This window comes from Chlorogloeopsis sp. ULAP01 (genome assembly GCF_030381805.1).
Classification (GTDB): Bacteria; Cyanobacteriota; Cyanobacteriia; order Cyanobacteriales; family Nostocaceae; genus Chlorogloeopsis.
Map to the genome: position 1 here is coordinate 114,343 of NZ_JAUDRH010000020.1, position 26,424 is coordinate 140,766.

General features: G+C 41.3%; 27 protein-coding genes. 17 read left to right on the forward strand and 10 right to left on the reverse strand.

The window, feature by feature from the left end:
* Positions 1-202 precede the first annotated feature (202 nt).
* Complete coding sequence (locus QUB80_RS31775; RefSeq protein WP_289793446.1) at positions 203-346, forward strand: hypothetical protein; 144 nt, start codon at positions 203-205, stop codon at positions 344-346.
* A gap of 124 nt (positions 347-470) precedes the next feature.
* On the opposite strand, the gene QUB80_RS31780 is transcribed toward QUB80_RS31775, so the two are convergent.
* Positions 471-623: a QAALIT motif small membrane protein gene (locus QUB80_RS31780; protein ID WP_289793447.1), complete on the reverse strand. Its 153-nt coding sequence runs from the start codon at positions 621-623 to the stop codon at positions 471-473.
* A 275-nt stretch (positions 624-898) separates the two neighbouring features.
* Between QUB80_RS31780 and clpP the strand changes: the two genes are divergently transcribed.
* Together clpP and QUB80_RS31790 are read left to right on the forward strand one after the other, a co-directional pair.
* Positions 899-1,504: an ATP-dependent Clp endopeptidase proteolytic subunit ClpP gene (gene clpP, locus QUB80_RS31785; protein WP_289793448.1), complete on the forward strand. Its 606-nt coding sequence runs from the start codon at positions 899-901 to the stop codon at positions 1,502-1,504.
* Positions 1,505-1,773: 269 nt separating this feature from the next.
* Complete coding sequence (locus QUB80_RS31790; RefSeq protein WP_289793449.1) at positions 1,774-2,043, forward strand: hypothetical protein; 270 nt, start codon at positions 1,774-1,776, stop codon at positions 2,041-2,043.
* Positions 2,044-2,056: 13 nt separating this feature from the next.
* Here the strand turns inward: QUB80_RS31790 and QUB80_RS31795 are convergent, their stop codons facing one another.
* Positions 2,057-2,986, reverse strand: a complete 930-nt coding sequence (locus QUB80_RS31795; protein WP_289793474.1) for a slr1353 family protein — start codon at positions 2,984-2,986, stop codon at positions 2,057-2,059.
* Positions 2,987-4,153: 1,167 nt separating this feature from the next.
* On the opposite strand from QUB80_RS31795, the gene QUB80_RS31800 reads away from it, so the two are divergent.
* The 3 genes from QUB80_RS31800 to QUB80_RS31810 all read left to right on the forward strand — a co-directional run bounded on the left by QUB80_RS31800 (position 4,154) and on the right by QUB80_RS31810 (position 8,188).
* Positions 4,154-6,502, forward strand: coding sequence for a ribonuclease R family protein (locus QUB80_RS31800; RefSeq protein ID WP_289793450.1), 2,349 nt, complete (start codon positions 4,154-4,156; stop codon positions 6,500-6,502).
* A 199-nt stretch (positions 6,503-6,701) separates the two neighbouring features.
* Complete coding sequence (locus QUB80_RS31805; protein WP_289793451.1) at positions 6,702-7,322, forward strand: flavin prenyltransferase UbiX; 621 nt, start codon at positions 6,702-6,704, stop codon at positions 7,320-7,322.
* 161 nt (positions 7,323-7,483) lie between these two features.
* On the forward strand, positions 7,484-8,188 hold the full coding sequence (locus QUB80_RS31810) for a LapA family protein (protein ID WP_289793452.1): 705 nt from the start codon (positions 7,484-7,486) through the stop codon (positions 8,186-8,188).
* A 24-nt stretch (positions 8,189-8,212) separates the two neighbouring features.
* Here QUB80_RS31810 and QUB80_RS31815 read toward each other — a convergent pair whose 3' ends face one another.
* Positions 8,213-8,407, reverse strand: coding sequence for a hypothetical protein (locus QUB80_RS31815; protein WP_289793453.1), 195 nt, complete (start codon positions 8,405-8,407; stop codon positions 8,213-8,215).
* Positions 8,408-8,899: 492 nt separating this feature from the next.
* Between QUB80_RS31815 and QUB80_RS31820 the strand changes: the two genes are divergently transcribed.
* The 3 genes from QUB80_RS31820 to argB all read left to right on the forward strand — a co-directional run bounded on the left by QUB80_RS31820 (position 8,900) and on the right by argB (position 12,254).
* Positions 8,900-10,504, forward strand: a complete 1,605-nt coding sequence (locus tag QUB80_RS31820) for an NB-ARC domain-containing protein (RefSeq protein ID WP_289793454.1) — start codon at positions 8,900-8,902, stop codon at positions 10,502-10,504.
* Positions 10,505-10,564: 60 nt separating this feature from the next.
* Positions 10,565-11,122, forward strand: a complete 558-nt coding sequence (locus QUB80_RS31825) for a shikimate kinase (protein WP_289793455.1) — start codon at positions 10,565-10,567, stop codon at positions 11,120-11,122.
* Between the two features lie 238 nt (positions 11,123-11,360).
* Positions 11,361-12,254: an acetylglutamate kinase gene (argB, locus tag QUB80_RS31830; RefSeq protein WP_289793475.1), complete on the forward strand. Its 894-nt coding sequence runs from the start codon at positions 11,361-11,363 to the stop codon at positions 12,252-12,254.
* 198 nt (positions 12,255-12,452) lie between these two features.
* On the opposite strand, the gene QUB80_RS31835 is transcribed toward argB, so the two are convergent.
* Complete coding sequence (locus tag QUB80_RS31835; protein WP_289793456.1) at positions 12,453-12,977, reverse strand: hypothetical protein; 525 nt, start codon at positions 12,975-12,977, stop codon at positions 12,453-12,455.
* A 76-nt stretch (positions 12,978-13,053) separates the two neighbouring features.
* Here QUB80_RS31835 and QUB80_RS31840 point away from each other — a divergent pair, with 76 nt between their 5' ends.
* The gene (locus QUB80_RS31840) at positions 13,054-13,575 is read left to right on the forward strand and encodes a tetratricopeptide repeat protein (protein WP_289793457.1); all 522 of its coding nucleotides are present in this window, start codon (positions 13,054-13,056) and stop codon (positions 13,573-13,575) included.
* Positions 13,576-13,762: 187 nt separating this feature from the next.
* On the forward strand, positions 13,763-14,557 hold the full coding sequence (locus QUB80_RS31845) for a DUF3153 domain-containing protein (protein WP_289793458.1): 795 nt from the start codon (positions 13,763-13,765) through the stop codon (positions 14,555-14,557).
* A gap of 528 nt (positions 14,558-15,085) precedes the next feature.
* Here the strand turns inward: QUB80_RS31845 and QUB80_RS31850 are convergent.
* Entirely contained in the window at positions 15,086-15,208 is a 123-nt protein-coding gene (locus QUB80_RS31850) for a hypothetical protein (protein WP_289793459.1), read from the reverse strand.
* A 53-nt stretch (positions 15,209-15,261) separates the two neighbouring features.
* On the opposite strand from QUB80_RS31850, the gene QUB80_RS31855 reads away from it, so the two are divergent.
* A complete protein-coding gene (locus tag QUB80_RS31855; protein ID WP_289793460.1) occupies positions 15,262-16,065 on the forward strand; it encodes a Uma2 family endonuclease in 804 nt (267 codons plus the stop codon).
* A 274-nt stretch (positions 16,066-16,339) separates the two neighbouring features.
* On the opposite strand, the gene panB is transcribed toward QUB80_RS31855, so the two are convergent.
* The gene (gene panB, locus QUB80_RS31860) at positions 16,340-17,113 is read right to left on the reverse strand and encodes a 3-methyl-2-oxobutanoate hydroxymethyltransferase (protein ID WP_289793461.1); all 774 of its coding nucleotides are present in this window, start codon (positions 17,111-17,113) and stop codon (positions 16,340-16,342) included.
* A 169-nt stretch (positions 17,114-17,282) separates the two neighbouring features.
* Positions 17,283-18,410: a ligand-binding sensor domain-containing protein gene (locus QUB80_RS31865; RefSeq protein WP_289793462.1), complete on the reverse strand. Its 1,128-nt coding sequence runs from the start codon at positions 18,408-18,410 to the stop codon at positions 17,283-17,285.
* A 505-nt stretch (positions 18,411-18,915) separates the two neighbouring features.
* Here QUB80_RS31865 and QUB80_RS31870 point away from each other — a divergent pair.
* The 5 genes from QUB80_RS31870 to QUB80_RS31890 all read left to right on the forward strand — a co-directional run bounded on the left by QUB80_RS31870 (position 18,916) and on the right by QUB80_RS31890 (position 22,792).
* Positions 18,916-19,395, forward strand: a complete 480-nt coding sequence (locus QUB80_RS31870; RefSeq protein WP_289793463.1) for a hypothetical protein — start codon at positions 18,916-18,918, stop codon at positions 19,393-19,395.
* Positions 19,396-19,420: 25 nt separating this feature from the next.
* Entirely contained in the window at positions 19,421-19,663 is a 243-nt protein-coding gene (locus tag QUB80_RS31875; RefSeq protein ID WP_289793464.1) for a hypothetical protein, read from the forward strand.
* A gap of 787 nt (positions 19,664-20,450) precedes the next feature.
* Complete coding sequence (locus QUB80_RS31880) at positions 20,451-21,881, forward strand: form I ribulose bisphosphate carboxylase large subunit (protein WP_289793465.1); 1,431 nt, start codon at positions 20,451-20,453, stop codon at positions 21,879-21,881.
* Between the two features lie 96 nt (positions 21,882-21,977).
* Entirely contained in the window at positions 21,978-22,376 is a 399-nt protein-coding gene (rcbX, locus tag QUB80_RS31885; RefSeq protein ID WP_289793466.1) for a RuBisCO chaperone RbcX, read from the forward strand.
* A gap of 86 nt (positions 22,377-22,462) precedes the next feature.
* A complete protein-coding gene (locus tag QUB80_RS31890; RefSeq protein ID WP_289793467.1) occupies positions 22,463-22,792 on the forward strand; it encodes a ribulose bisphosphate carboxylase small subunit in 330 nt (109 codons plus the stop codon).
* A 125-nt stretch (positions 22,793-22,917) separates the two neighbouring features.
* On the opposite strand, the gene QUB80_RS31895 is transcribed toward QUB80_RS31890, so the two are convergent.
* The 3 genes from QUB80_RS31895 to QUB80_RS31905 all read right to left on the reverse strand — a co-directional run bounded on the left by QUB80_RS31895 (position 22,918) and on the right by QUB80_RS31905 (position 26,369).
* On the reverse strand, positions 22,918-24,771 hold the full coding sequence (locus QUB80_RS31895) for a bifunctional serine/threonine-protein kinase/formylglycine-generating enzyme family protein (protein ID WP_289793468.1): 1,854 nt from the start codon (positions 24,769-24,771) through the stop codon (positions 22,918-22,920).
* 457 nt (positions 24,772-25,228) lie between these two features.
* A complete protein-coding gene (locus tag QUB80_RS31900; RefSeq protein WP_336622365.1) occupies positions 25,229-26,038 on the reverse strand; it encodes an ABC transporter permease in 810 nt (269 codons plus the stop codon).
* 160 nt (positions 26,039-26,198) lie between these two features.
* A complete protein-coding gene (locus QUB80_RS31905) occupies positions 26,199-26,369 on the reverse strand; it encodes a pentapeptide repeat-containing protein (RefSeq protein WP_289793469.1) in 171 nt (56 codons plus the stop codon).
* Between the last annotated feature and the right edge of the window lie 55 nt (positions 26,370-26,424).

Consider the following 26,424-nt stretch of genomic DNA (forward strand, 5'->3'; position numbering starts at 1 on the left):
TCTATACTGGTGTATCGGTGGTCGATTTTTCATGCCTGATTGTGGGCAGTCTCCCATGAGAGTCTTGCATCATATCTTGCGGGAAGGGCTTTGCCCTACTATTGAGAGAGCCGAGGCTCTAGTTCTCATTAACAGGTTGAATCTGGTAATGAGGGTTTGGGGGCTGTCGCCTCCAAGCTGTTGGAACTGGTGCAAGATGTGAATGAAACAAAGCACAAGAAAAGAATTCATAGCGGTTGGTGTGCCGCCCGTGGATCTGCTCTTAAATATAGATGTAATTTTGGCAAAAATACTTAACGATGATGAAGTGGTGTTATCATTACACAAACAAAAACTGCCTGCTTAAACTATCTAGCAGTTTCAGCAGGCAGGTTTGTTTTATATTATTGTGATTATTTACAAGTTGTTTACTATGTGCAGTCATATTAAAGATTTGGACACCTATGTCTGAATTCATCTGTGAAATTTTCTTAATCTAGAAAACTCAGCAGTGAAGCTATTGGTGTTGACAGTGTACCTGGGGATTTTGCTGCCCTAGTATTAATTGTGTTATTTGAAGTCAATCCTACAATCAGATGAAGTAAGAAGGTGATGATCGCGGCTTGCAAAAATTTTTCTAGCATGGCAGTTTCCTCTCTTTAGGTAGATGTTTTTGAATTGCAAAATCATACTTCTTGAATACATCTTGTACTATTGATTAACCCGATGGGATGATGACATCGAGTCTATTGCCAGCAAAATGACGTAGTTACTTTTGACCCAAAAACGACACAATTGTTCCAAGGATGAGCGAAATATATAGATTCACCAACAGAAGAAAGGGGTTTAGGTTTGCGAAGGAAAACAATCAGCCGTTGTAATCGGTAAAATGTATGTACATTAATTACAAGCAGGCTGCATGATTCCTATCGTTATTGAACAATCGGGTCGTGGCGAACGTGCCTTTGATATCTACTCACGACTGATGCGTGAGCGCATCATCTTTTTGGGACAACCGATTGATGACAACGTAGCTAACTTGGTTGTTGCCCAACTGCTATTTTTAGATGCCGAAGACGCGGAGAAAGACATTTATATGTATATCAATTCTCCTGGTGGTTCGGTGACGGCAGGGATGGGCATTTTTGATACAATGAAGCACATCCGACCGGATGTATGCACCATTTGTACCGGGCTGGCTGCCAGTATGGGTGCTTTTCTCCTCAGTGCAGGTGCCAAAGGTAAGCGGATGAGTCTTCCCCATTCTCGGATGATGATTCACCAACCTCTGGGCGGTGCCAGGGGACAAGCAACTGATATTGAAATTCAAGCTCGTGAAATTCTTTATCACAAGCAACGGCTAAATGATTATTTAGCCGAACACACTGGTCAGCCCTTGGAAAAAATTGCTGAAGACACTGAACGAGACTTCTTTATGTCGCCAGAGGAAGCCAGAGAATATGGCTTAATTGACCAAGTGATTGATCGTCACGCTGCTGGTAGCCGTCCGATGGCAGTTGTTTAGCTAATATCTCAGTAGTCAATAGCCAATAATTCCAACTGACTGTTGATTATTGAGTAATAACTTTTCAAAATGCCCCTGAATTTGATTTTACTGTCAGCTGGAATTTCTACTTATTTAGGTTTCCAGCTGTTACTTTTGGGTGAATCAGTAGTAAACTAACTGTGCTTGTTTATGTAAATATCATTGCCCTTATTAAACTATGAAGTATAAGGGTTTTGATATTAGTTTTACTGAATTATATATCATACCTATCCAAAGATTTTATAGCGTTGATTACCGTTTCCGTGGGGATCGCTGTCTGTCGCTTCGAGCAAATATTTCCTTGTTTGTTAATTATTGTTAGTTATATGCAACCATATGCAACCAATCTCCAACCCCTCATGTGGGTAGCTACCATGTATACACAAGTCTATTTTTTTCATTACCATGCAGAGCATGGTAATGAAAATTGGCAGGTTTTGCCTGAAAAGGAGGCCAAGCCTCAATCATGGTTTCCCAGGCTCCAGCCTGGGAAAGAGAAAAAATGGGATTTGGGGTGATTTAGATATCCAATCAAAAGCCTGCTAAGGGATCTAAAGGTGTAGGTTGAGATTCTAAATATTTGAGAAAATGGCGTAATTCTTCTGGATCAAGTAAATGACGTGATACCTTGCCGTAGGTTTTTTTCAGATAGTCCTTTCCCTGTTCGATTGTCCAACCCAAACGCTGCATTTCCACACCAATTTTGGCAATATCATCTGATTGATCCACAGGTTCACTCTTCTTCTTTTTCTTTGTAGTCGCTGGTTGAGTGTCTGCATTCTCTTTTGGATTGCTGTAACTACGTTGTGGAAATGGAGTGATATTACTAGAAGCCATTTCTGGAAACTGCTGCTGTTCTGGTTCTTTGTTAGGTGCGATGATACTAGCAGGGATGGCAGATTGTTGCTGTGCAACATCTGCTTCGACTTCGCTGACGGTAGAAAAATTTTCGATTTTTCTACCTCCGCCGTAACCACCAGAGGCGATCGCTCCTGTTTGTGTTGGAATTTCTAACTGCGGTTCTTCTTTACTAGTTACAGTCAAGCTTTGCTCAAAATCCTGGTTGTTATGTGCCTCAAGTTCCTCAAAAGAAACAGGATGTTCTATAACAGGTGCAACGGGTTCTGTTTGCGAGACATAGTTGGGTGTAGGGGCATGGGCCGATTTGCGATCAAACTCATTTATTGTAGGTACAGTCAGTTTCGGCTCTACCTGCGCGATCGCTTCTGAAGGAATGGTTAGTGATGGTTGTGGCTTACTTGTTACTGCTAAAACCATCAACGCCCTATTTCTTGCTTGGTCTTCTGCTAATTCTACTGTCTCTGCTGCCGCCATACCAGTGGCACGAGTAACACCGTCAATTTGCACGCTGGCACGAACGATATATTTTCCGTGATAAATTTGCAATAATTCGGAAACTAAACTACCCGTAGGATACAAGCTCTGGAACTCAGCCAACATCATACTGCCACCAATCTATCGTGTGCTAAACGAGGGGTTATGTTATGTCAAGTTCGGAATCAATACTAAAGTAGTTGTGATGAACTGCATACACCAATAGGGTACTAGGTACTGGGCAATGGTGACTGGGTATGGGGGAACGGATATCAGTTGTCAGTGATCAATTTTTCTTTACTGTTCAGCTTTGAACTAACTATTAATTTTTGCCATAAAAGACTAATGTTACCAAGTAAATGCTTTCGCATCTGTACTTAATTTAATTAAAAACTTCAAATTAGTTAACAAAACTTGATATGGCTTATTAGTATATGGATTAGCAATTTTGCTATCAAACCTAATTTTACTTGATCTTGCAAGATGAGTTACTTACCATATGGTCGTCAAGTTTTTCTAACTACTACTTTTGTTGATTTTTTGACTTTCTATAAACAATAGTCTAGAAATCTACTTTCATACATTCTGCTACATGATGACGTTTGTTACTTCCGTATCCGGATTGTAGCATCGTGATTTGCAAGTAATTTTTTTGCTACTTCTCAGATATTCTACGTAGTATTACTAGTAATGCTATACTATTTACCTAATAAAACATTCAGAAATCTTTTCTGGAAGTACTTACTAAATCTACAATAATGAAGTAATGGTTCGTCCTCACAGCTGATTAAGCTGCTGACCTGATTGTTACCGATTCTACATATGTAGCATTTAGGTTTGTCGGCAGTTTCTCCTAGTTAAAAATCAGAGTCTTATGGCGTAAAGTACCTTGTAACTAGGCAATCGAACACCTGCGCTTTACCCTGTATGATGTGTTTGGGCAGTTCCACCGAGAGCAATCCAAACATAGTCTCTTAAAAACCCGTTACGTACTTAATCTAGTAGGGTAAAATCGGCATCAGGCACGCTTTTTCCGATTAGCATAAACAAGGGACTTGAACGAAGTAATACTCTGAGATGAACGTGTAGCGCCCTACTTGTTGGGAAGTTCGTTTACCACTAGTGTCTGTGGTTCGTGAGGCTACTCAACCAAGAACCAGATTCAAAAACAGACATTTTGCAAGGGCGGAGAATCCTTTGAAGTTCAAATTGCCGACAGTCGGCGCTCTGACTTCTCTCTGCACGCAAGTGTCCTCAAAAAAATGATGTTTTGACCAAAGGTCGGTTCACTGCATGGAATTTTCAATCGCTACACTCCTTGCCAATTTTACAGATGATAAATTGGTAGCTCGTAAACTGTTGGAAAAGAAACTTGGTTGTGAAGATGAAGCTAGTTTAGAAAAACTTCACATTGCCTTGGAGGTGCTAGAAAAAATAGGAATATTAGTAAAAGAACGTGGCAAGTATCGTCGTGTGACAGAAGAAGGCTTGATTGAAGCTAAACTTCGCTGTTCCAGTAAAGGCTTTTGCTTTGCAATTCAAGATGTAGAAGGGGCTGAAGATATATATATCCGGGAAAGCCATTTAAGTAATGCTTGGAATGGCGATCGCGTTTTAGTCAGAGTTCTCAAAGAAGGCAGCCGTCGCCGTTCTCCAGAGGGAGAAGTAAAGCTAATTTTAGAGCGATCAAATCATACTTTACTGGCGCGAATCAAGCAGGTGGAAATCGGTTTTCGTGCCGTACCTTTAGACGATCGCTTGCTGTTTGAACTCAAACTGCAAAATCATCATCCCAAGTTAGAAGAAGCTGTTGATCATCTAGCTCATGTAGAGGTTTTGCGTTATCCCTTAGCACAGTATCCTCCCCTTGGTCGGGTGGTTCAAATCCTTGGGAGCGATGCAGAAGCGGCGGCTGATATTGATTTAGTTACCTGCAAGCATGACCTTTCCCGTACTTTCTCGGAGAACGTGCAAGAAGCAGCCACAAAACTACCGAAAAGGATTCTCAAAGCAGATCTGAAAAACCGATTGGATTTGAGACAAAAATTTACAGTTGCAATTAATGGTAATAATGTTGACACAAAAACTGTAGAAAATGCCTTTTCTTTAGAAAAAACTGCTGCTGGGAATTGGCAATTGAGCTTTCATATCGCCGATGTTTCTCACTATGTTCAACCCGACGAAGCGCTGGATCGCGAAGCACTCAGACGCGGTAGAACTGTATATCTGGGAGAACTGGTACTGCCAATGTTACCAGAAACCGTGGCAGACCGTTGTTCTTTAGTACCGGGTAGCGATCGCTTAACTATTTCCTGCTTAATTACTTTTGACTCGCAAACAGGACAAATGCTGGATTGGGAAATTCAGCCCAGTGTCATTAAAGTTGACACCTTACTCAATCCCCAAGAAGTAGAAGCAATTTTGGGTAAGAAATCCACCAGAAAGTCAACTGAAGTGGCACAAATGGTGCAACAGTTAGAAACTTTGCGGGTTTATCTCAAACAGCAACGCACAGAGCGAGGTAGTTTGCAGTTAAATCTGCCACCAAACAAAAACCCCTTCTACGACGAAGGTATTCTTGGATGTGTGGTAGAAAACGATTCACCTGTGCGATCGCTTTTGAGTGAATTTGTGCTGCTGGTGAATCAAATCGTGGCAAATCACCTTAATGCTTTGGGAATTCCTGCTATTTGGCGAGTGCAAGGCGCACCCGATCCAGAAGATGTACAGGAAATGCTGAAATTGGCTATCAATTTAGGCGTAGATCTGTCAATCGATCCAGAAATAGATATTCAACCGCTAGATTATCAACAATTAACTAGGGTATTTGCAGAGTCGTCATCCGAGCAAGTATTAACCTACCTGTTACAGGATACCCTCAAGCAGGCAGTATACAGCACTAACAAAGCACCTCACTTTGGTTTAGCACTGCCAGAATATACCCACTTTACAGCTCCTTTGCGACGTTATCCGGATTTACTAATGCAGAGAGTATTTTATGCATTACTCGAACACGGACGCGATCGCCGCAATACCCGTGTCAAAGAGCGTGTTAACCTGCGTTCTTCCACCAGTCACGGTGAAATTAATTGGAATGTTCTGCCGCCAGAATTGCAAAGTGAACTGCAAAGCGAACTAACAAGGGTGATTACCCAAATTAATGATCGCGAAAAAGAAGTCCTAGAAGCTGAAGCCGATTTGGAGGGTTTGCAAAGAGCCTCTCTCATGAAACAGCGCATCGGTGAAGTGTTCAATGGTGTAATTACTGGTGTTCAATCCTACGGCTTCTTTGTAGAAATTGAAGTACCGCCCAAAGAAACTAAAGGAATTCAAAACGCTCCTTTACGAGTAGAAGGATTGGTACATGTCAGTTCCCTCAAAGATGATTGGTATGAGTACCGAGCCAGACAACAAGCACTGTTTGGACGCAAAAATCGTGCTTCCTATCGATTGGGCGATCGCGTTGCCGTGCAGGTTAAAAGTGTCGATTACTACCGCCAGCAAATTGATTTAGTAACAGTTGGTAGTGATGGTATTCCTTCTCGTCACGATATCGGCGCAATTAATGGTGAAGAACCAGGTATCTACTTACCCCACGATATGGAACCAGACGACTTAGAATCATATTCAGATGATGAATAAAGAAACTAAGAATTGGTTAATGGTTAGTAAGTAGTGGTTAGTAACCTAACATCTTGCAACAGTCTCAACAGCCACCAGGCAAAGCCTCAAAACCCTCGTTACCAGGTTCAACCTGGTAACCAAAAAACTCACCCTCACAGTAGTTAGTAGCTAACCATTAACTACTAACTACTTAATTTCCCATTTCACATTTAACAGCGTGTCAAATCAAACTCAACCTATCGTTTTAGGAGTATCAGGCGCATCTGGATTGATTTATGCGGTGCGGATGATCAAATTTTTGCTTCAAGCCGACTATGAAATCGAATTGGTTGCTTCCAAATCAACCTACATGGTTTGGCAATCCGAGCAAAATATTCGTATGCCGGTAGAACCTATTCAACAAGAGCAATTTTGGCGAGAGCAAGCAGGAGTTGAAGTTGGAGGAAAACTACGCTGTCATCCTTGGGGTGATGTGGGAGCAAATATCGCCAGTGGTTCCTTTCGTACCCTTGGAATGATTGTGATTCCGTGCAGTATGGCGACAGTAGCCAAGCTAGCAGCAGGTTTGAGTTCTGACTTGTTGGAGCGGGCAGCAGATGTACAGATTAAAGAAGGGCGAAAGTTAGTGATAGTTCCCCGCGAAACTCCTTTTAGCCTCATTCACCTTAGGAATTTAACCACCCTTGCAGAAGCTGGAGTTAGAATTGTTCCTGCAATTCCTGCTTGGTATCACAATCCTCAGACAATTGAGGATTTAGTTGATTTTGTTGTCGCCCGTACTTTAGATCAACTAGAAATTGATTGCATCCCAATTCAGCGTTGGCAAGGTAATCATTGATAATAAGAGGGTATAGGGGACAGGTGACAGGGGACAGGGAATTTTAGATTTTAAATTTTGGATTTTAGATTAAATTCCAATCCAAAATTTAATTGCCCACTCAGACACTCACCCACTCCTATTCCTAGTCCCCAATCCCTAGTCCCTAATCCCTATTCCCTATGGCTATATTTCGCTTAATTTTATTAGTAGCATTATTGGGAGGACTAGCATTGTTACTAGCACAAAACTGGTCACCTGTGCTCCCACTAGTTTTTTTGGGTATGCAGACTCAGGCATTGCCACTAGCGATGTGGATCTTGTTCAGCACTGCTGCAGGTGCTGCTACCTCTTTAGCAATTTCTATCTTGTTTCAATTATCAAGCTATTTTACAGCACCAAAACGCCAAGTTAGCCCTGCATCTAAACCACCAAGAACACGAACTCCATTCGATAGTGATCGCCCTCGTACTGAAGAACCTAAATATAGCTATACTAGTCCTCCACCATCAGCAAGTGAAACTGCTGATAGTACCCGTGCTAGTGCAGAGGATTGGGAAACAAGCAGTATTAATGATGATTGGGATTTTGACGAAACAGAGGAAACAGCTAAATCTCCCCAAAATACACACTTTAGAGACTCTGATACTTACGAAAAACAACAAGAACCAAAAAGTGGCTCTAAATCAGGTTCTGTTTACTCTTACAACTACCGTGAACCTAAAAATTCTGGGGCGGGAAAAACGGAATCAGTTTACGATGCTGATTATCGAGTAATTGTTCCCCCCTATCAACCACCGACTGATAATCAAGCCGATGGAGATGAAGATGATTGGGGATTTTTAGACGATGATAACGAAAATGAAGATGAACGTCCCCGTCGATAAGAAGAGGCACAATAGCCTGAGTACCTACTTTATACCACAACGTTCACGAGACTCCTGCTTGACTTTGCCCGTCATCGCAGCTTCCTGTAAAGTCATAAAAGCGTTCAAATCTTCTAAATCATACCGGGTTGTCAGCAATTGTCGCAGTTGGTTTTCTGCCTCCACAGTTAAGTAGCCAGTTAATAAAGCCGTTTGTACAACGTCTCGAATCCGAGTCATGGTTGAAACCTCTAAAACCACACTTAATTTATTCGGCTCGCCCAGAATACGTAGTATTTTCACCGTATATCAATCGATCAAGATGGCAAAGATTTATTCAACCACGAAATAAACTCAGTCATTTTTTACACCTTTTTAAGAATAAATACTGATTTGCAAATTAGAGAAATCAAGTTAAATTAGTTTGAGAGTAAAGCAGCATTAAGTTTGTTACTAAAAATTTATCAGTGTACTGATAAAAACACCTCGCTGCTTAAAGTTTCCACTACTTGTGAATCCCGCTTTTTGAAGTTGACGTAAATTGAGTGAATAAAGTTTCAAACAAATTTCATGAAAGTTCCGTTAAGCCTAAAGATAGCTAAACCGGAACTGTCAATTCACCTAACGAGTGTTATCAAATTCGTTATAACTTTATCATACATTCATTATTGCTTCATCAAACAGTCGTTAATATTAGTTCTGAATTACTTATGAGAAATAACAGTAACGACTGTGTCTAACTTTAAGAAGATAGAAGAGGAATTTATAGAAGCAAACACTCATTGGGAAATAGAAAAGTTATATGTAGATTTAGCTTTAGCAAAAGGCAAGGCTCTAACTCCAGTTGAAAAAAAGTTTCTACGCGGTTTACTTTGCGGTTTTAGTCCTGCTGAAATTGCTAGTAAAGTGTATGAAAGTCGTAGTAGTAGTACAGTTAGAGTATATCTTTCTAATGGGTTATATAAGTATATAGAAGATTTGGTTAGCAATCAAGCTGGATATTCTGTTAAAGTAAAGAACTGGAGTCGTGTAACTTATTTGCTTGAAAAGGCTGGTTACAAAAAAAAATTACTAGCAGTAGATTTAGATAGCGATCGCATTCTTACCACAAAACTAAATGATACTAATTTATCTACGCCCAAACAAGACTCACATTTAGATTTAGATGAAGCAGCAGATGTGAGTTTTTTTTATGGCAGAGAAACAGAATTAGCACTAATTAAAAAATATATTCTTCAAGATAATTGCCGACTTTTAGTACTTTGGGGCATGGCTGGGATCGGAAAAACAGCTTTAGCGCGGAAGCTAGCACAAGAGATTCAAGAAAATTTTGATTATGTGATTTGGCGTTCATTACATCTTGCTCCGCCTTTAGAAACTATTTTGAGTCAAGTCATTCAATTTTTATCTCCTCAAAAACAGATAAATATCACAGAAAAAAGTGTTAATTTAGTTAGTTCGCAATTAATACATTGCTTACGTTATTATCGTTGTCTAATCATTTTAGATCATGTAGATACAATTTTAGATAATAAATATGGAAATGAATTAGATCATTTTAATATCTCAGATAATAATTATAGAAGACAAAATAATTATTACTCCTTACCCTATATTGGCTATCTTTATGGTTATGAAAATTATGGAGATTTAATTAGACGCATAGGAGACTCGCAGCACCAAAGTTGCTTGTTGCTAACCACACGAGAAAAGCCTAGCAAAATTGCTGATTTCAAAGATGAAAACTTATCTGTGCGATGTTTACAATTAACGGGTTTAAATCAAGTAGAAAATGCAGAACTATTTACAAATAAAGAATTAATCGAATTCAATCAAGAAGATATAAAACATATTAATAATTGGTATGCAGGTAATCCATTATTTATAAAATTAGTTACAAATATAATTCATGAGTTTTTTGGTGCTAGTGTACAAAAATTTTTAGCACAAAATACTCTAATATTTGCAGAAATACGAGTAATCTTAGACGAGCAGTTTAATCGTTTGTCTAATCTAGAAAAGCAAATAATGTATTGCATAGCAGTTAATCCAGATTTTATTTCATTACAGACAATAGAAAGTAATATATTACCATCCTTGCCACAACAATTAATATTGCAAGGTATAGAGCTATTACAAAAACGATCGCTAATAGAAAGGCAAGTATCAGGCTTCTCTCTAATACCAGTATTGAGAGAATATATTATTGAAAGATTAATCGAGGACAATTGGAGATTTAGTGCGCAAAAAGCAGGCTCATTACTGATAACTCATGCATTTTTGGAAAAACAACTGAAAAATTACATTCAAGCAAGTCGTTTAAATATGGAAAATTAAGGTAGAGTAAAAAGCGATCGTTAAAGATTTGATGAGACTATAGCTGGAGCAAAGCGACTTGTGAATAGCTTATTAAAAGGGATTAATCTGTACTTAGTTGCAATGCCGGGAGCGGGAAAAACAACAGTAGGGCGTTTACTGGCAAAACAGCTAAGTTATGGATTTATAGACACTGACGAAGTAATTGTACAAGCAGCAGGACAGTCTATCAGTCAAATGTTTGCCGAACAAGGAGAAGCAGAGTTTCGCCTGTTAGAAAGCAAGGTTTTAGCACAAATTTGTGCGATTCAAAAGCTAGTAGTTGCCACTGGTGGGGGGATTATCCTGCGGCGAGAAAACTGGAGTTATTTACATCACGGCTTAGTTGTTTGGCTAGATGCAGCAGTAGATATACTGTATAGTCGTTTAAGAGAGGATACAACCCGACCATTATTGCAAGAAACCGATCCCAAAGCAAAGTTGCGATCGCTCCTCGAACAACGACAACCACTTTACGCTCAAGCCGATTTGCGAATTACCATCAGGGAAGAAGAAACACCAGAAGACATTTCTACACGAGTTTTAGAAGCAATTCCCAGCGTTCTCAAAAAACCGGATTCTCTGCCAAATGGTTATTAGTAATTTTGTTAGTGGATAGTCAATAGTCATTAGTCATTTGTTAGTAGGGGAGCCAGTGCGTTGTAGCACCTGGCGTGCGGGTTTTATTGATGATTTTTCGGTTGAAACAGACAATTTATCTTCTAAACCCGCCCGTATAGTGGTTAGTTGTTTATTACTCCCCTTGTCTGCGTCTCCCCATCTCCCTCAATCTGTGAGAAATTGTTGGGAGTACTAAATTAACTTTCACAAGCTCCTCATCATGATTAACGATACTGAATACATTCGGCAAGCTGCGGCTACGCGTGTGCAAGTGTTAAGTGAGGCATTACCTTACATCCAACAATTTACAGGCCGAACTATCGTTGTCAAATACGGCGGCGCGGCGATGAAAGATAGCAATCTCAAAGATAAAGTTATCCGCGATATCGTATTTATGTCCTGTGTTGGTTTGCGCCCAATTTTGGTACATGGCGGTGGCCCAGAAATTAATAGTTGGCTTGATAAACTGGGAATCGAAGCACAATTTAAGAACGGTTTGCGGGTAACTGATGCACCGACAATGGATGTTGTAGAAATGGTGTTAGTCGGTCGTGTTAATAAAGAAATTGTCTCTTTGATTAATCAAGCTGGCGGTTCAGCAGTGGGGCTATGTGGTAAGGATGGCAATTTAATTAAAGCTCGTCCCCAAGGAGAAGAAGGCATTGGCTTTGTAGGGGAAGTGAGCATTGTAAAGATTAAGATTTTAGAAACACTGGTAAGTAACGGATATATTCCCGTAGTATCAAGTGTAGCTGCCGATGACACTGGTCAAGCTTACAATATCAACGCTGACACCGTAGCTGGAGAAATCGCAGCAGCAATGGGAGCAGAAAAGCTGATTTTGCTCACTGATACACGAGGTATTCTCAAAGATTATAAAGATCCCTCTAGTTTAATTCCCAAAGTAGATATTCAAGAAGCCCGTGAACTAATTGGTGCTGGTGTCGTCAGTGGCGGCATGATCCCCAAAGTTAATTGCTGCGTGCGATCGCTCGCTCAAGGAGTACGTGCTGCACACATTATTGATGGTCGCATTCCCCATGCTCTACTACTAGAAATCTTTACCGATGGCGGGATTGGCACCATGATTGGTGGCTCTCAATTTGTGTGAGTAGGGACTAGGGGCTAGGAAGATAACAAGGGGAATGGAGGAGTGGGAGAGGAGCCAGTGCGCCCTTGGAGGTTCCCCGGAGCTTTCGGAGTCTCCGGCTCCGCTCCGTTGTAGCACCTGGCGTGGGGAGAGTAGGGGAGATAAGGAGAATCCTTGTTCCTATCCCCTGTCCCCTTTCACCTGTCACCTATCCCTGTCCTACCAGGGAGATTTGATGATAATGTGTTGTCTTCCTGGCTTACGATCCGAAGAATCAACTATTGTCGGATTAATTAGTGTTGAGTTGATGATGCTTGGATTCGTCAACACAGGATTGACTAAAATTGTATCTTGGTTTTTGTACCGCCCGTGTCGGTGTAAATGGTACTTATAATCTGGGTATAGGTGATGACTATGACTTGGGGATGAGTAATAGATGTGATTTGGGTACGAGTGATAACTATGACTTGGGGATGAGTAATAGGTGCGATTTGGAGTCAATCCTGTTACCGGATTTACGGGCATGGGAGCGGATATGGGGCTTCCGTAAATAATGTTACCAACACTAGATGGCTGGCTACCTTTATAAAAATCTGCACCACCTATTATTTTTATTTCGGCAGAAGCAGGAGCCACAGTAGCACTCATCAAAGCTGCTGTTAAGCCCAATCCCAGTATATGCACTTGGTAAAGCTTGTTTTTGAACATATTTTTATCACCTTGCTTGGATAAATTTTTTGACATTGTTATTAACCAAAAGGATTTCAAAAATGTTGCTGTCATTGGCACAATGAAGGCAGTGCTGATTTGTGAGATAAACGTGAGTTCAGAGAGTTTAGAGATAGCTAAAACTCGTTACCAGAAAGGGAGAGCTGCCCTTGAAAGTGGGCAATACCGAGATGCTGTTGAACAGTTAGAAAAAGCCAGTGCACTCTTGGTTCGTAATACTCGCCTCGGAGGTGAAGTACAAATTTGGTTGGCGACAGCTTATGAAGCAGCTGGACGCACACAAGATGCGATCGCTCTTTGCGAACAGATCAAACGCCATCCCCACTCAGAAACCAGCAAGGAAGCACGGCGATTACATTACATTCTCAAAGCACCCCGATTACAACGCCCTAAAGAATGGATGACGGAAATTCCCGATTTTAGTGCACTACCTGATAACGAAGCCAAAATTCGTTTTACTGCTAATACTACCAAATCCTCTCAGCCTCGGAAGCCTCCTGAGGTAGAATTTGTTGACCTTAGCCAAGTGAATACAAAGGATAATCGCTTTATCTGGGTGGCTTTAATTGTTATTGTTTTGACGTTGGGTAGTTTAATTTGGTTGAGTTTATAAGGTAGGAGGGAGAGGAGGGGAGATGAGGAGACAAGGAGACAGGGGGAGTAATAAACAACTAACCACTGTAGGGGCGGGTTTAGAAGATAAATTGTCTGTTTCAACCGAAAAACTATCAATAAAACCCGCCCATACTAACTAATAACCAATAACCAGTGACTAATGACTATTTAGGAGATTTACACTGATGAATTTATCTACTCTTAGAAGAAGTTTATTGGGGTTAAGGCATATTTGTCTTGTGCTGGTGGCATCTGTGCTATTGTCGGGTTGTGTAGATTACCAGGTGGGAGTAAATTTCGATCATGCCAATAGCGGTGAACTGGTGCAGCATATTAAGTTAGGAGAACGGTTTACCAGTTTCGGTGGCGATCCAATATACGAATGGTTGAATAGCATTGAACAGAGGGCGCGTCAAGAAGGAGGCAAAGTCCGACGGCTTTCTAAAGACGAAATTATTGTGACAATTCCTTTCAATAATAGTCAGGAATTACAAAAGAAATTCAACACATTTTTCCATCCTAATACTAATTCAAAAGCAGAATCTGTATCGGAACTGCCAAAGATAGAATCCAATATGCTTTTGTATCAAAATAATTTTTTACTGTTAGTACGGAATCGCTTAATTTATGACCTAGATTTGCGATCGCTTGGTTTGATTTCTAGTCAGGGTAATGTTTTAGCTAATACAGGTTCGATTCTGAATTTAGAATTTAGCTTGAAGGCTCCTTGGGGAGCAAGAAACATTCAAAAAACTGAAAATGCTCCGCCAGTGCAAAGAAATAAAAATCAGTTGCTATGGAAACTAAACCCTGGTGAACTTAACCATATAGAAGCAGTTTACTGGCTTCCTAGCCCGATGGGAATTGGTACATTGTTAATTATTTTGTTTGTCGCAGCAGGCTTTTACCTGCGATACAGGTTTATGCCCGCTCCCAAAATTCAATTTACTTCCAAGACAGCAGCGACTCTTGGACAGTAGAATTTACAAGTTACGTCACTTTTTCTGTAGTTTGTAGTTATGGGTTAAATATCCAAAATTTACTATCTCTGTTCACGTCTACCACTATTGAAAAGTAGCGATCGCTTTTTAAGGCCTATTGATTTGGAGGCGTTTGCTGGGCTGCTTCCTGCACTTGTACAACATCCAGATCCAACGTCTGTGTTATCTGTTCCAAAGTTAAGTAGAACGACTTGAAAAAACCAAACGATGTGAAGTAATGTAAAAATGTCGGCATCCATTTCGTAGTAAAGACTTCAGTCCTTATTAGAGGACTAAAATCTACCCTACGGGAAGCTGCTCTTAAGAGCGTCTACACTACAAACCTTTGATTATTTACCTTGTTCTACTTGAGCCCAATGCTAACAGTCTAGGTACAGCTTCATAATTTTGCCTCTAATCGGCTTTCTTGTTTGACTTCTTGTCTAGCTTCTTGATAAACTCGCGTTTTCTTCAACTCAGTTAACCCAAATATTGCCTCTATCTCCTCTCAACTCATTGTAGGAAACCTTATAAACCAAGATTGTCTCTATATAATTTTAGTAATTGCTGCTGTTGGATATTAACCGCTTGCTTGGCGCGATTGATTAATTCTCTAGCAGTCGTAATTGCTGTATTTTCATTTTCAATCATCAAGCGCTTTCTATAAATCGCTATAATTTTGGTGAATTATAGGAAAACCAGTCATGTTAGAGTACAATTTGCCGAGGTACTTGCCCTCAGCCGAAGAACTACCCGACTCTGACGAAACACCTGTGGACAATGAGCTACAAGAATTAATACCAGGTTTGCTGAAGGCAATACTGCTGATACTTTGGGCAGAACGTATGGATTGGTTTTTTGGGATAGATATGGGGATTTATTATCACCCCGATCAACCGCCTATAGTACCAGATGGGTTTTTGAGCCTGGGAGTAGAACGATTTTATGATGAGGAATTGCGTCCCAGTTATGTATTGTGGGATGAAAAAGTTGTGCCAATTTTGGTGCTAGAAGTAGTTTCTCGAAACTATCGTAAAGAATACACTGATAAATTTAATGACTATGCAAGCTTAGGTGTACTTTATTACGTGATATATTCTTCTCGTCGTCGCCGTAAACCACGTCTAGAAGTACATAAATTAGTTAATGGACAGTATAAACTGCTAGAGGGCAACCCTATTTGGATACCTGAAATTGGCTTAGGAATTGGTTGCGAAAGGGGAAATTATTGTGGTGTGACAAGGGAATGGCTGTATTGGTATGACGAAGAAGGTAAGCGTTATCCTACGCCAAAAGAACAAATTCAACAAGAAGCACAACGCGCTCAACAAGAAGCACAACGTGCTCAACAAGAAGCACAACGTACTCAACAAGAAGCACAACGCGCTCAACAAGAAGCACAACGCGCTCAACAAGAAGCACAACGCGCTCAACAAGCAGAACAACGTGCTCAACGGCTAGCCGAAAAATTGCGCGAGTTAGGAATAGATCCAGAGAACCTTGATTAAGTTATGACTTCAGATTTGATTATGGTTATTGATAAATTAATACTCGTCGGCGAGTCTTATAACCTCATTCATCAGTTTTAAATACTCATTAATGAATCTTGAAAGCTTATCCATCACCCTCAGATACTCGTCTGTGAGTTTTAAAACCTCATTCTTCAGTTTCAGATACTGATCAACAAGTCCTTAAATCCTCATTGATCACTCTTAGATACTCATTGGCGAATCTTGGAATTTCAACAATCAGTATTAAAACTTACTCGTCTAGATTAATACCCTATTCCGGAAACTTTCGCTCTCTGACTTCAATACTATAATCCTGCACTGCTTTGGTAATCGTCTCACGCAAGTTGGTATAAACTTTTGCAAAGGGTGGATGTTTTTCAGAAAGACCGAGAACATCAGAAGTAACTAAAACTTGACCATCACAATGTGGCCCGGCACCAATTCCAATCGTAGGAATGCTGAGTTTTTGGGTAATTTGTAATGCTAAATCGGCGGGAATATGCTCTAACACAATGGAAAACACACCCGCTTGTTCGAGAGCGATCGCTTCTTGTAAAATCCGCTCCCGCGTTACTTCTGTTTTGCCTTGTTGCCGCAAGCCGATTTGATGGACTGATTGCGGTGTTAAACCAACATGACCCATCACCGGAATTCCTGCTTGTACCAAACGAGTGATAGTTTCTATCATCGCCGGATATCCACCCTCTAATTTTACTGCTTGCGCTCCAGCTTCTTTGAGCGCACGTCCGGCGGAGTTGATAGCTTGTTGGATACTTTCTTGATATGTCAAAAATGGTAGATCTACGACCATCAAAGCGCGTTTTACCCCACGTCGGACTGCTTTAGCATGGTAGAGCATCTCTTCTAGAGTAATTGGTAGTGTTGTTTCATACCCCAACACTACGGACATGGAATCACCTACTAAGATTAAATCCACGCCAGCGAGATCGAGGAGTTGGGCGATCGCATAATCCCAAGCTGTTAACGCCACAATTTGGCGTCCTTGTTGTTTCCATTGAATTAATTGCTGCGTGGTGAGTGCCATTTTCGATTAGGAGCTAGAGGTTATAGTCTAGGGGTTAGTATTAAGACTTTTGAATAAAAAAGAATACAGGATACAGAACTATTCTAAATTCTGTACTCTGTATTCTTCGTTTCATACAACGTTAATTCTGGAATTTATCTGTTCCCCGTTCCCCCATCCCTATTCCCTCCTACTTAACGGCGCGAGTAAAAGCTAAATGGGGTTTTGCATTAATCATTTTCGGCATTAGCCAAGCTAAACCCTCTGTGGTGCCAATCCACAATTTATTACCGACATCAGGGGCAAGAGTAAGCACACGACTAGAAGGAAGCCCTGGAACTTGTTGGTCTAGTACAGCTCCAGTATGCGGATTTAATCGTAGCAAACCATTACTAGTACCGATCCATACACTACCATCTTTAGCAAAACGTATTGCCTTTACATCACTCCCCCGTAGGCGAGTTACAGATCGCAATACCATACCAGTTTTCGGATTAATTACTAAGAGACTATTTGGCATTCCCGCCCAAATCAAACCCTCCGGACTAATAGCCAGAGCTTGCACGGTTGTTCCTGGTAACTGGTCAATCCGCTTCATAATATAGGCATTAGCCGTATTTACTCGCACTACACCATCAAGCGTTCCTACCCAAAGTTGTCCTTCTGCGTCTAAAGTCAAAGCATTTGCGCTGACACCAGGAAGATTTTTGACTGTAGTCATTATCAAACCTTGATCGGGGCTAATTAAGGCTAAACCGTTATCTGTTCCCGTCCATAAATAGCCTCGCTTGTCAACCAGTAGAGATAATACTCTCTTAGAAGGCAAAAATAAGTTTTGTGCTGTAATTTCGCTTGTTTGAAGATCTACTCGTTTTAATCCTTCATAAGTTCCTACCCACAAGCGCCCGACTTTGTCTTGGGCTAAAGCACCAATAGCCTGATTTGGTAAACTGACACGAGCTAAGATTTTGCCAGTATTGGGATCAATCCGCGACAATCCCCGCCAAGAAGCCACCCAGAGATTGCCTGTATAATCTGGCTGCAAGACGCTAACGCGATAATCAGTTTCTTGTATGCGTTCTTGTAAATCGCGATCATCAGGTAAAGGATCTACTTGTCGCGGTGGTGCAGTTGCTGGATAAGAGGGGGTAACTTTAGGCGGACTAACATTAGGAATTTTTGGTGGTGGAGTACTATTATCAACTTTTGACGGATTTGCTGGAATTCCTAGCGCTACATTACTTAAACTCGGCCAAGCTACTAAGCCCAATAAGGTAAAACTGATTAATAAATTAGTACGCTTGCAAAACACTTTCACAGGCAAATTTCCTCTAAAGACAGTTTTTATAACCTTTGCCTCAACGGGCTTCAGGTTAATTTCAGTGTTCCCTGGAAGCGTACTTTTTAAACTCTAATTTGTGATTTTTCTCAAATTCTCTCTATCAAGGTGCTGATTGGCTAGCGGAAATTGGCTGCGATCGCGCTCAGGCTTAATATTATCTATGTCACAATTGAGGTATATCCGTCGATGTTTACTGAAGATGGTCAACCGATAGAAGAGAATATGCGGATCATTGAGGAAGCGATCGCCAAAAGAATCCAGCAAGAGAAGATGGTGAACCTTTACCAGAGCCTCAAACGCTAGGAACATCATTTAAAGTTGCTTAATGCATCAATATCTCTGAGTGTATGTGCCACTTAGCGCGATCGCTCCTCAATTGCTCTCTACATTGCCATAAAATGTGCGATCGCATTTACCTGCGGGAATCCTAAACATAGAAAACATTGCTACTTAATTCCTAGCACTACCAGGTAAATATACGATGGCATACCAAAATATCACAGCCAAGCTTTCGCCAGAGGATATCCAAGAAATCAAAGCAGCGCTACAAACAATTCAAAAAAAGCTACCTTTTCTGATTACACTCAGCACGGAAGAACGGCGCAAGCGAGTGAAAATGGGCGATAAAAGTCTAGCTTTTGTCAACAATAGCATCACTGCTGCTCAGTCTAACCCCGACATTCTCCCAGCTAGTTTTGATATTGAAGAGTTTGTCAGAGATTATCAATTAGCCGCCACACTCACCGAACTATTAATTTCAATGCGACAACTCACCGAACAGGTAGATGATACTCTACTGGCAGTCGGTAGTGAAGCCATGAGCAGCAGTTTGACAGTTTATGACTATGTAAAGACAGCTGCGAAAAAGACTCCTGGCTTAAAAACTCTTGCCGAACAATTAGGAGAACGCTTTAAAGCGATCGGCAAAAGTAAAATTACTAAAGCTGGATCTAGTTCTTGATATATTGATACTCGTAGACGAGTCTTTGAACCTCATTCATCAATCTCAGATATTCGTCGATGAGTCTTTAAATCTCGTTCATCAGTCTCAAATACTCGTCGATGAGTCTTTAAATCTCGTTCATCAGTCTCAAATACTCGTCGATGAGTCTTTAAGCCTCGTCCATCAGTCTCAAATACTCGTCGATGAGTCTTTAAATCTCGTCCATCAGTTCCAGATACCTACCACCCTCGTTACCAGTTATCAGTCAGGAGCCAGAATATTCTGAATTCTGTATTCTGACTCCTGAATTCTTTGTTTGTTCCTCGTTCCCTGTTCCCCTGTTTCACATAATACCGACAGTTTGTAAAGCAACTTTAACAAAATGTTTAAATCAGTATTTAATAAGAAATTTAAATATAAAAGTTAAAAAGATTCAAAGAATAACTTATTACATTCTTGATATATTGTGAAACAAGTTACAAATTTACGTGGTGTGCAATTAGTGTTTTACTCACTGCTCCTCTAAATACAAGCCAATTTAAAGTTTTTCCTGGTCTCTACCCACTAATGGGAGAGTTTTAGGGTGTGAAAAAGTAAGAGACTTGCTAGTTCATGCCTGTCAGTCCCCAAAACCAATGCAGTTGTTGCTCTCTTCTTAGCCACTTTTTGAGGCAGTAGGGAGAGTGCTAGGGGACAAAAAGCCATGTTCGCTACATCGCGAAGTTTAATGGCACCCAAAAAAATTTAGTAGAGCGCGAGGAACAAATAAAAAATTAAGTTTTACTCCTGGGATGTAGGAAAAGTAAAAGCGTACAGATGTGCGCTTTACAAAGGAAAAACACCGATGGGAACATCTCCTTTGACGCCATAAGGAGCGTTAGCTCTTGTGTTGACTTAGTGAGGGTTCTCATCCGGAGAAAAGTGCTGTTAAGTTTTAAAGCTAAAGCGCGATCGCTCCAAGGTAAAAATTTTCCTATCATCTTCCTTTTAGCAAGGGAAGCAGGAGAGTTAAGAGGAAGTTGCAGGCAACGTAGATTTTGTAAGTAGAAAGAGTGACTTCTTGGAAGGGAATTATGTCTTACGCTCAAACGAAGACTCAGACAAAAGCAGGGTATCAAGCTGGGGTAAAAGATTACAGACTTACCTATTACACCCCCGATTACACACCAAAAGATACAGACATTCTGGCGGCATTCCGGGTTACGCCTCAGCCTGGAGTTCCCTTTGAAGAAGCAGGTGCGGCTGTAGCGGCTGAGTCTTCCACTGGTACTTGGACAACCGTTTGGACAGACTTGCTCACCGACCTAGATCGCTACAAAGGTCGTTGCTACGATATCGAACCAGTTCGGGGCGAAGATAACCAATTTATTGCTTATATTGCTTATCCCCTAGATCTGTTTGAAGAAGGCTCTGTAACTAACATGTTTACCTCTATCGTAGGTAACGTGTTTGGTTTCAAAGCTCTCAAAGCTCTGCGTCTGGAAGACTTGCGAATTCCTGTCGCTTATTTGAAGACTTTCCAAGGGCCTCCCCACGGTATCCAAGTTGAGCGTGACAAAATTAATAAATACGGTCGTCCTTTATTGGGTTGTACAATTAAGCCCAAGTTAGGTCTGTCTGCGAAGAACTACGGACGTGCTGTTTACGAGTGCTTGCGTGGTGGTTTGGACTTCACCAAAGACGACGAAAACATCAACTCCGCACCTTTCCAACGGTGGCGCGATCGCTTCTTGTTTGTTGCTGACGCGATCCACAAATCTCAAGCGGAAACAGGTGAAATCAAAGGTCACTACCTCAACGTTACCGCTCCCACCTGCGAAGAAATGTTGAAGCGGGCGCAGTTCGCAAAAGAACTCGATATGCCCATCATCATGCATGACTACTTAACAGCTGGTTTCACCGCTAACACCACCTTGGCTCGTTGGTGCCGCGACAACGGTTTGTTGCTCCATATTCACCGGGCGATGCACGCGGTAATCGACCGTCAAAAGAACCACGGTATCCACTTCCGCGTTTTGGCTAAAGCTCTGCGGATGTCTGGTGGTGACCACATCCACACTGGTACCGTAGTTGGTAAATTGGAAGGCGATCGCGCGATCACAATGGGTTTTGTTGACCTATTGCGCGAAAACTATGTTGAACAAGACAAATCTCGCGGTATCTACTTCACCCAAGATTGGGCTTCTATGCCTGGTGTAATGGCAGTTGCTTCCGGTGGTATCCACGTATGGCATATGCCCGCTCTCGTAGAAATCTTCGGTGATGACTCCGTACTGCAATTTGGTGGTGGTACTCTCGGACACCCCTGGGGTAACGCTCCCGGTGCTACCGCTAACCGTGTCGCTCTAGAAGCTTGCGTTCAAGCTCGTAACGAAGGTCGCGACTTGGCTCGTGAAGGTAACGATGTTATCCGCGAAGCCGCTAAGTGGTCTCCTGAATTGGCAGCTGCTTGCGAACTGTGGAAAGAAATTAAGTTCGAGTTTGAGGCAGTTGATACCGTCTGATCGTCGTGTGAAAAGTAAAAAGGTAAAAGGTAAAAGAAAATAATTCTTTTTACTTTTTACTCTTGACTTTTTACTTATTTGGTGCTGGGGTCAGGCATGAATCTCAAACAAATTGCGAAAGACACAGCTAAGACGCTGCAAAGCTACCTGACTTATCAGGCGCTCAAGACAGTGTTGAATCAGCTCGGTGAAACAAATCCTCCCTTAGCGCTTTGGCTGCAAAGCTTTTCTGCTGACAAAATTCAGGACAGCGAAGCATACATTCAAAGCCTGTTTCAAGAAAAAGCAGATTTGGCATTGCGGATCATGACAGTCAGAGAACACATAGCGGAGGAAATCACCGAATACCTACCGGAAATGGTTCGTACTGGCATTCAAAAAGCCAATATGGAGCACCGTCGGCAGCATCTAGAGCGCATTACGCAAATTAATGTGTCTAACCCCAGTCCTCAATCAGAACAGGAAGCCACTTCAGATCCGAACAGTGAACAGTGAACAGGGAACAGTAGACAGTGAAAAAATTGATAACTGGTAACTGACAACTGTTAACTGATGTAAACTACTACTCATTATCATTAGCTATGCAAACCTTACCAAAAGAGCGTCGTTACGAAACCCTTTCTTACCTGCCTCCTCTGAGTGATGCTCAAATCGCTAAACAGATCCAGTACATCCTCAATCAAGGTTATATTCCAGCGATTGAGTTCAACGAAACCTCTGAGCCTACCGAATACTACTGGACACTTTGGAAACTGCCTTTGTTCAATGCTAGAAGCACTCAAGAAGTACTGAGCGAAGTTCAAGCTTGCCGTTCTCAGTATCCCAGCAACTACATCCGTGTTGTTGGTTTCGATAACATTAAGCAGTGCCAAATTCTCAGCTTTATTGTTCACAAACCCAGCAGATACTAAAGCTGACAAGCTTTAACTGATTGACATATCTCCCTGATAAGAGAGGTAGAATTATCTACTTCTCTTCTTTGTATAAGAAAAACTAATCATTAACACTGCTCTAACCAAGCAATGCGATCGCACATTTAAGGATCAAAAAAAGCAGCTACAACCCGAAAACCACAGAGCCGCAGTCCACCATCCGCTTCATTCCAGCTACGGCTAGCACTGCGACACGATTCCGGGCTAAAACTCCAAGAACCACCACGCAACACTCGGCGGTGCATATCTCCCCCTACTTCCCAAATCGATCCATCAGTGGGAGCACCATCGTAATTTTTATGCCAAGGATCGGCACACCATTCCCAAACTAATCCATGCATATCATATAAGCCAAAAGCATTCGCTAAACCAAAATGACCCACAGGAGTAGTTTCTTTACGGTGTTTGCTTCTTGCTTCTCGTGAGTCGCCACTACTGCAATTTGCTAATTCGGCAGTTATAATTTCGCCAAAATGGAAAGGTGTGGTTGTGCCAGCACGACAAGCATATTCCCATTCTGCCTCACTAGGTAAACGATAGTGTCGTCCCGTTTTTTGCCACAATCGAGCGCAAAATTCTACTGCTTCGTGCCAAGATACATTTTCAACTGGGCGATTAGCACCTTTAAATTTAGATGGATAGGGATTCAAGGATTGTTTAATTTTGGGTAAAGCTGCTACTGCTCTCCACTGTGTTTGAGTGACAGGATATTTTCCCATAAAAAAGGGTTTAACGGTAACAGGATGTTGTGGACGTTCATCTGCGTTTCCTTCGTCTTCTTTAGAACCCATCATAAAATTACCGCCAGGAATAGCAACCATTTCTATATGTACTGCGTGTCCCAAGTATTCTGAATAATACTTAGCGATGCGATGGTTACGGCTAATCACCCTGGCAGCAGCGTCTACAGTGACTACTTCAAACTCAAAGGTTTCTAAGGTGGTAAAAGCGGTAGTAAAGGCTAAGTTACTTGTTTGTGGCGTTGTAGTCGGAAATTCTGGCTGGAGGAGAGTTAACATCTGTGACGTCAAAGATAACCTTTTCGGATTCAAGTCTTTGAGAACTTCTGCTGCTGATTGATATCTTTCTGATGCTGGATTTTTCAACAATTTATCCAGAATTTGCCCCAAATCGTCACTGAGCGTTACACCTTTTTCCTGTAGAATTTCGCGCCACAACCATGTTCCACTCATGGGATCATAAAGGCGATCGCGAATTTGCCCGTAAGCATCTCGTATGGGTAAACATTGAGTTAAAAGCCGCGCACAAGTAACACCCAATGCGTATAAATCACTAGCATGACAAGCAAATCCAGCCATTTGCTCATTTGGTGCATAACCAATTGTATAAAGTACCGTAGCTTGTCGAGCTAAACTAGTTTGCGTTACCTGCTTGGCACCACCAAAATCAATTAATACTAACCTGCCATCAGTTTGACGGCGGATGATATTTTCTGGTTTGATATCTCGATGAATAACGTTGCGCGAATGAATGAATTGGAGAACTGGCAATAAATCAGCCAAAACATCCCGAATTTGTTCTTCACTAAAGGCTTGCTGCTGAACTTCTGCTAAGAGTGTATCTCCTTGAATAAATTCCTGAACAAGATATAAACTTGTACCTTGTTCAAAATAGGCAAGCAGTCTGGGAATTTGTAGGTGATTCTCTCCTAGTTCATATAATCGAAAAGCCTCTTCTTTAAATAACTCTGCTGCTTTAGTACGCTCGGAAGTACCATGAACTTGTGGGAAAAATTGCTTGATGACACAAGGAGCATTAAGTCTATCAACGTCTTCTGCTGCATAAGTTCTGCTAAAACCGCCTTCACCTAATAATCTCGATACACTGTAGCGGTTTCGCAGCAATGCGCCAAAGTTACTTTGTCCACAACTAATGCAAAATCTATTGCCATCAGCGTTGAAGGGATTTGAGCAATTGAGATTTTGGCAGATTTGCATATTGGTGCCAGAGATTGCATCTTTTCCAGAGTATGCCCAGTACTATCTACTTGAAGATATGTAAACAAATAAACACAAAGATTTATTCATCTGCGTTTACTCACACACAAGGACATACAGATGAATAAATCTATTTTATTTGTATACCTGTACCTAGAACTTTTTAAATAAAAATAAATATGGACACGATTTTCCTTCGTAAAAGAATAATACTCTGAAGTTGTTAATGTTGTCAAGTGAACGTAGGGAATGAGAGGGGGAGACGCGGGGACAAGGGGACAAGGGCAGGAATAGACAAGCAACCAACCTATTAACTATTAACTACTAACCCTCCGGGTACTCTACCTTGAAGTCACCTTCGGCGTCTACGCCAGTCACAGGCGGCGGGAAACCCGCCAAGAGTGCTGCCTCACCACCGCACTCGCTCCCCTGCTAACAATTGACCAATGACAAATAATTATTGACTTTCTTGTTCAGAAGAAGCGCGAATTACTTCAGCGACGAAAGCAACAATGGCAGACACTAAGATTAAGATGACGCTCAAAGCATTAATATCGGGTTTGACTCCTGTTCTAATGCGGCTAAAAATTTCTATTGGCAGCGTGCTAGAACCGCTACCAGCTGTAAAGCTGGCAATGAGAAAGTCATCTAAGCTAAGGACAAAGGCTAATAAACAGCCTGCGATGATCCCAGGCATTAATTGAGGTAATAGAACTTTTAGAAAAGCCTGTAGTGGTGTAGCTCCTAAATCTAGTGCTGCTTCTTCTAGGTGGGGATCTAAGTTAGTCAGCCTGGAAGAAACAACTAAAGCAACGTAAGCAAGACAGAAAACTACATGGGCTGCGACAATCGTCCACACACTCAGGGGAATGGCAAAAGCTGCCAGAAAAACTAAAGTAGCAACAGCGATCGCAATATCGGGAATAATCAACGGTAAGTAAGAAATGCCACGATACAAGGCTTTGCCTGGAAAATAATAACGCGCCAACCCCACTGCCATCAAAGTCCCCAGCACCGATGAAATTCCCACAGCACTAAAGGCTACTATGAAGCTATTTTGTAAAGCCAATAGAATCCGCTCATCACGGAATAAGTTGCGATACCAATCTAAGGTGAACCCTTGCCATTCAGCACTATAAGGTGATTTGTTAAAGCTGTAAAAAGCAAGTACCAGAATTGGTAAGTACATGAAAATAAACATTAACTGTGAGAAAACCGCTTGCCATGATAAGACACGCGGTTTCGTCGGAGATGGAGATATATTCACGTTTATGGTTTTGACTTAGTTTTCTTATGACTTGCCTTTATACTTTATTTAAAGCAAAAAGTCAATGACTGAATATCTCTATTACTTTTCTCACAGACAAGATGGAAAAGCGAGGAAAATAGTTTCACTAAATTCTAATTAAATATTTTCAGCGATCGCGTTAGCGACGCAGACCAATCACTCCTTCTAAATCTGCTCCAGTGAAGTTTGCTTCAGTTACACTAGCATTGGTGAGATTTGCATCTTCTAGATCAGCATTTGTAAAATTAGCTCTACTGAGATTAGCTCCAGTTAAATTTAACGTGAGTTCGACGGGTTGATTTAGGTGCAAAAAAAAGCTGAGACTGGAATTAAGAAGAAAAAATAAAGGGTGTCTCAGCTATGTC

Bases quoted from the DNA above. Each gene is read 5' to 3' on its own strand.
- clpP (WP_289793448.1), top strand. From the start codon at position 899: ATGATTCCTATCGTTATTGAACAATCGGGTCGTGGCGAACGTGCCTTT.
- QUB80_RS31780 (WP_289793447.1), bottom strand. From the start codon at position 623: ATGCTAGAAAAATTTTTGCAAGCCGCGATCATCACCTTCTTACTTCAT.
- QUB80_RS31835 (WP_289793456.1), bottom strand. From the start codon at position 12,977: ATGTCAAAAAATTTATCCAAGCAAGGTGATAAAAATATGTTCAAAAAC.
- QUB80_RS31775 (WP_289793446.1), top strand. From the start codon at position 203: ATGAAACAAAGCACAAGAAAAGAATTCATAGCGGTTGGTGTGCCGCCC.
- QUB80_RS31850 (WP_289793459.1), bottom strand. From the start codon at position 15,208: ATGATTGAAAATGAAAATACAGCAATTACGACTGCTAGAGAATTAATC.
- QUB80_RS31845 (WP_289793458.1), top strand. From the start codon at position 13,763: ATGAATTTATCTACTCTTAGAAGAAGTTTATTGGGGTTAAGGCATATT.
- QUB80_RS31795 (WP_289793474.1), bottom strand. From the start codon at position 2,986: ATGTTGGCTGAGTTCCAGAGCTTGTATCCTACGGGTAGTTTAGTTTCC.
- QUB80_RS31810 (WP_289793452.1), top strand. From the start codon at position 7,484: ATGGCTATATTTCGCTTAATTTTATTAGTAGCATTATTGGGAGGACTA.
- QUB80_RS31895 (WP_289793468.1), bottom strand. From the start codon at position 24,771: ATGCAAATCTGCCAAAATCTCAATTGCTCAAATCCCTTCAACGCTGAT.
- QUB80_RS31800 (WP_289793450.1), top strand. From the start codon at position 4,154: ATGGAATTTTCAATCGCTACACTCCTTGCCAATTTTACAGATGATAAA.
- QUB80_RS31890 (WP_289793467.1), top strand. From the start codon at position 22,463: ATGCAAACCTTACCAAAAGAGCGTCGTTACGAAACCCTTTCTTACCTG.
- panB (WP_289793461.1), bottom strand. From the start codon at position 17,113: ATGGCACTCACCACGCAGCAATTAATTCAATGGAAACAACAAGGACGC.
- QUB80_RS31815 (WP_289793453.1), bottom strand. From the start codon at position 8,407: ATGACTCGGATTCGAGACGTTGTACAAACGGCTTTATTAACTGGCTAC.
- QUB80_RS31870 (WP_289793463.1), top strand. From the start codon at position 18,916: ATGGCATACCAAAATATCACAGCCAAGCTTTCGCCAGAGGATATCCAA.
- rcbX (WP_289793466.1), top strand. From the start codon at position 21,978: ATGAATCTCAAACAAATTGCGAAAGACACAGCTAAGACGCTGCAAAGC.
- QUB80_RS31880 (WP_289793465.1), top strand. From the start codon at position 20,451: ATGTCTTACGCTCAAACGAAGACTCAGACAAAAGCAGGGTATCAAGCT.
- QUB80_RS31855 (WP_289793460.1), top strand. From the start codon at position 15,262: ATGTTAGAGTACAATTTGCCGAGGTACTTGCCCTCAGCCGAAGAACTA.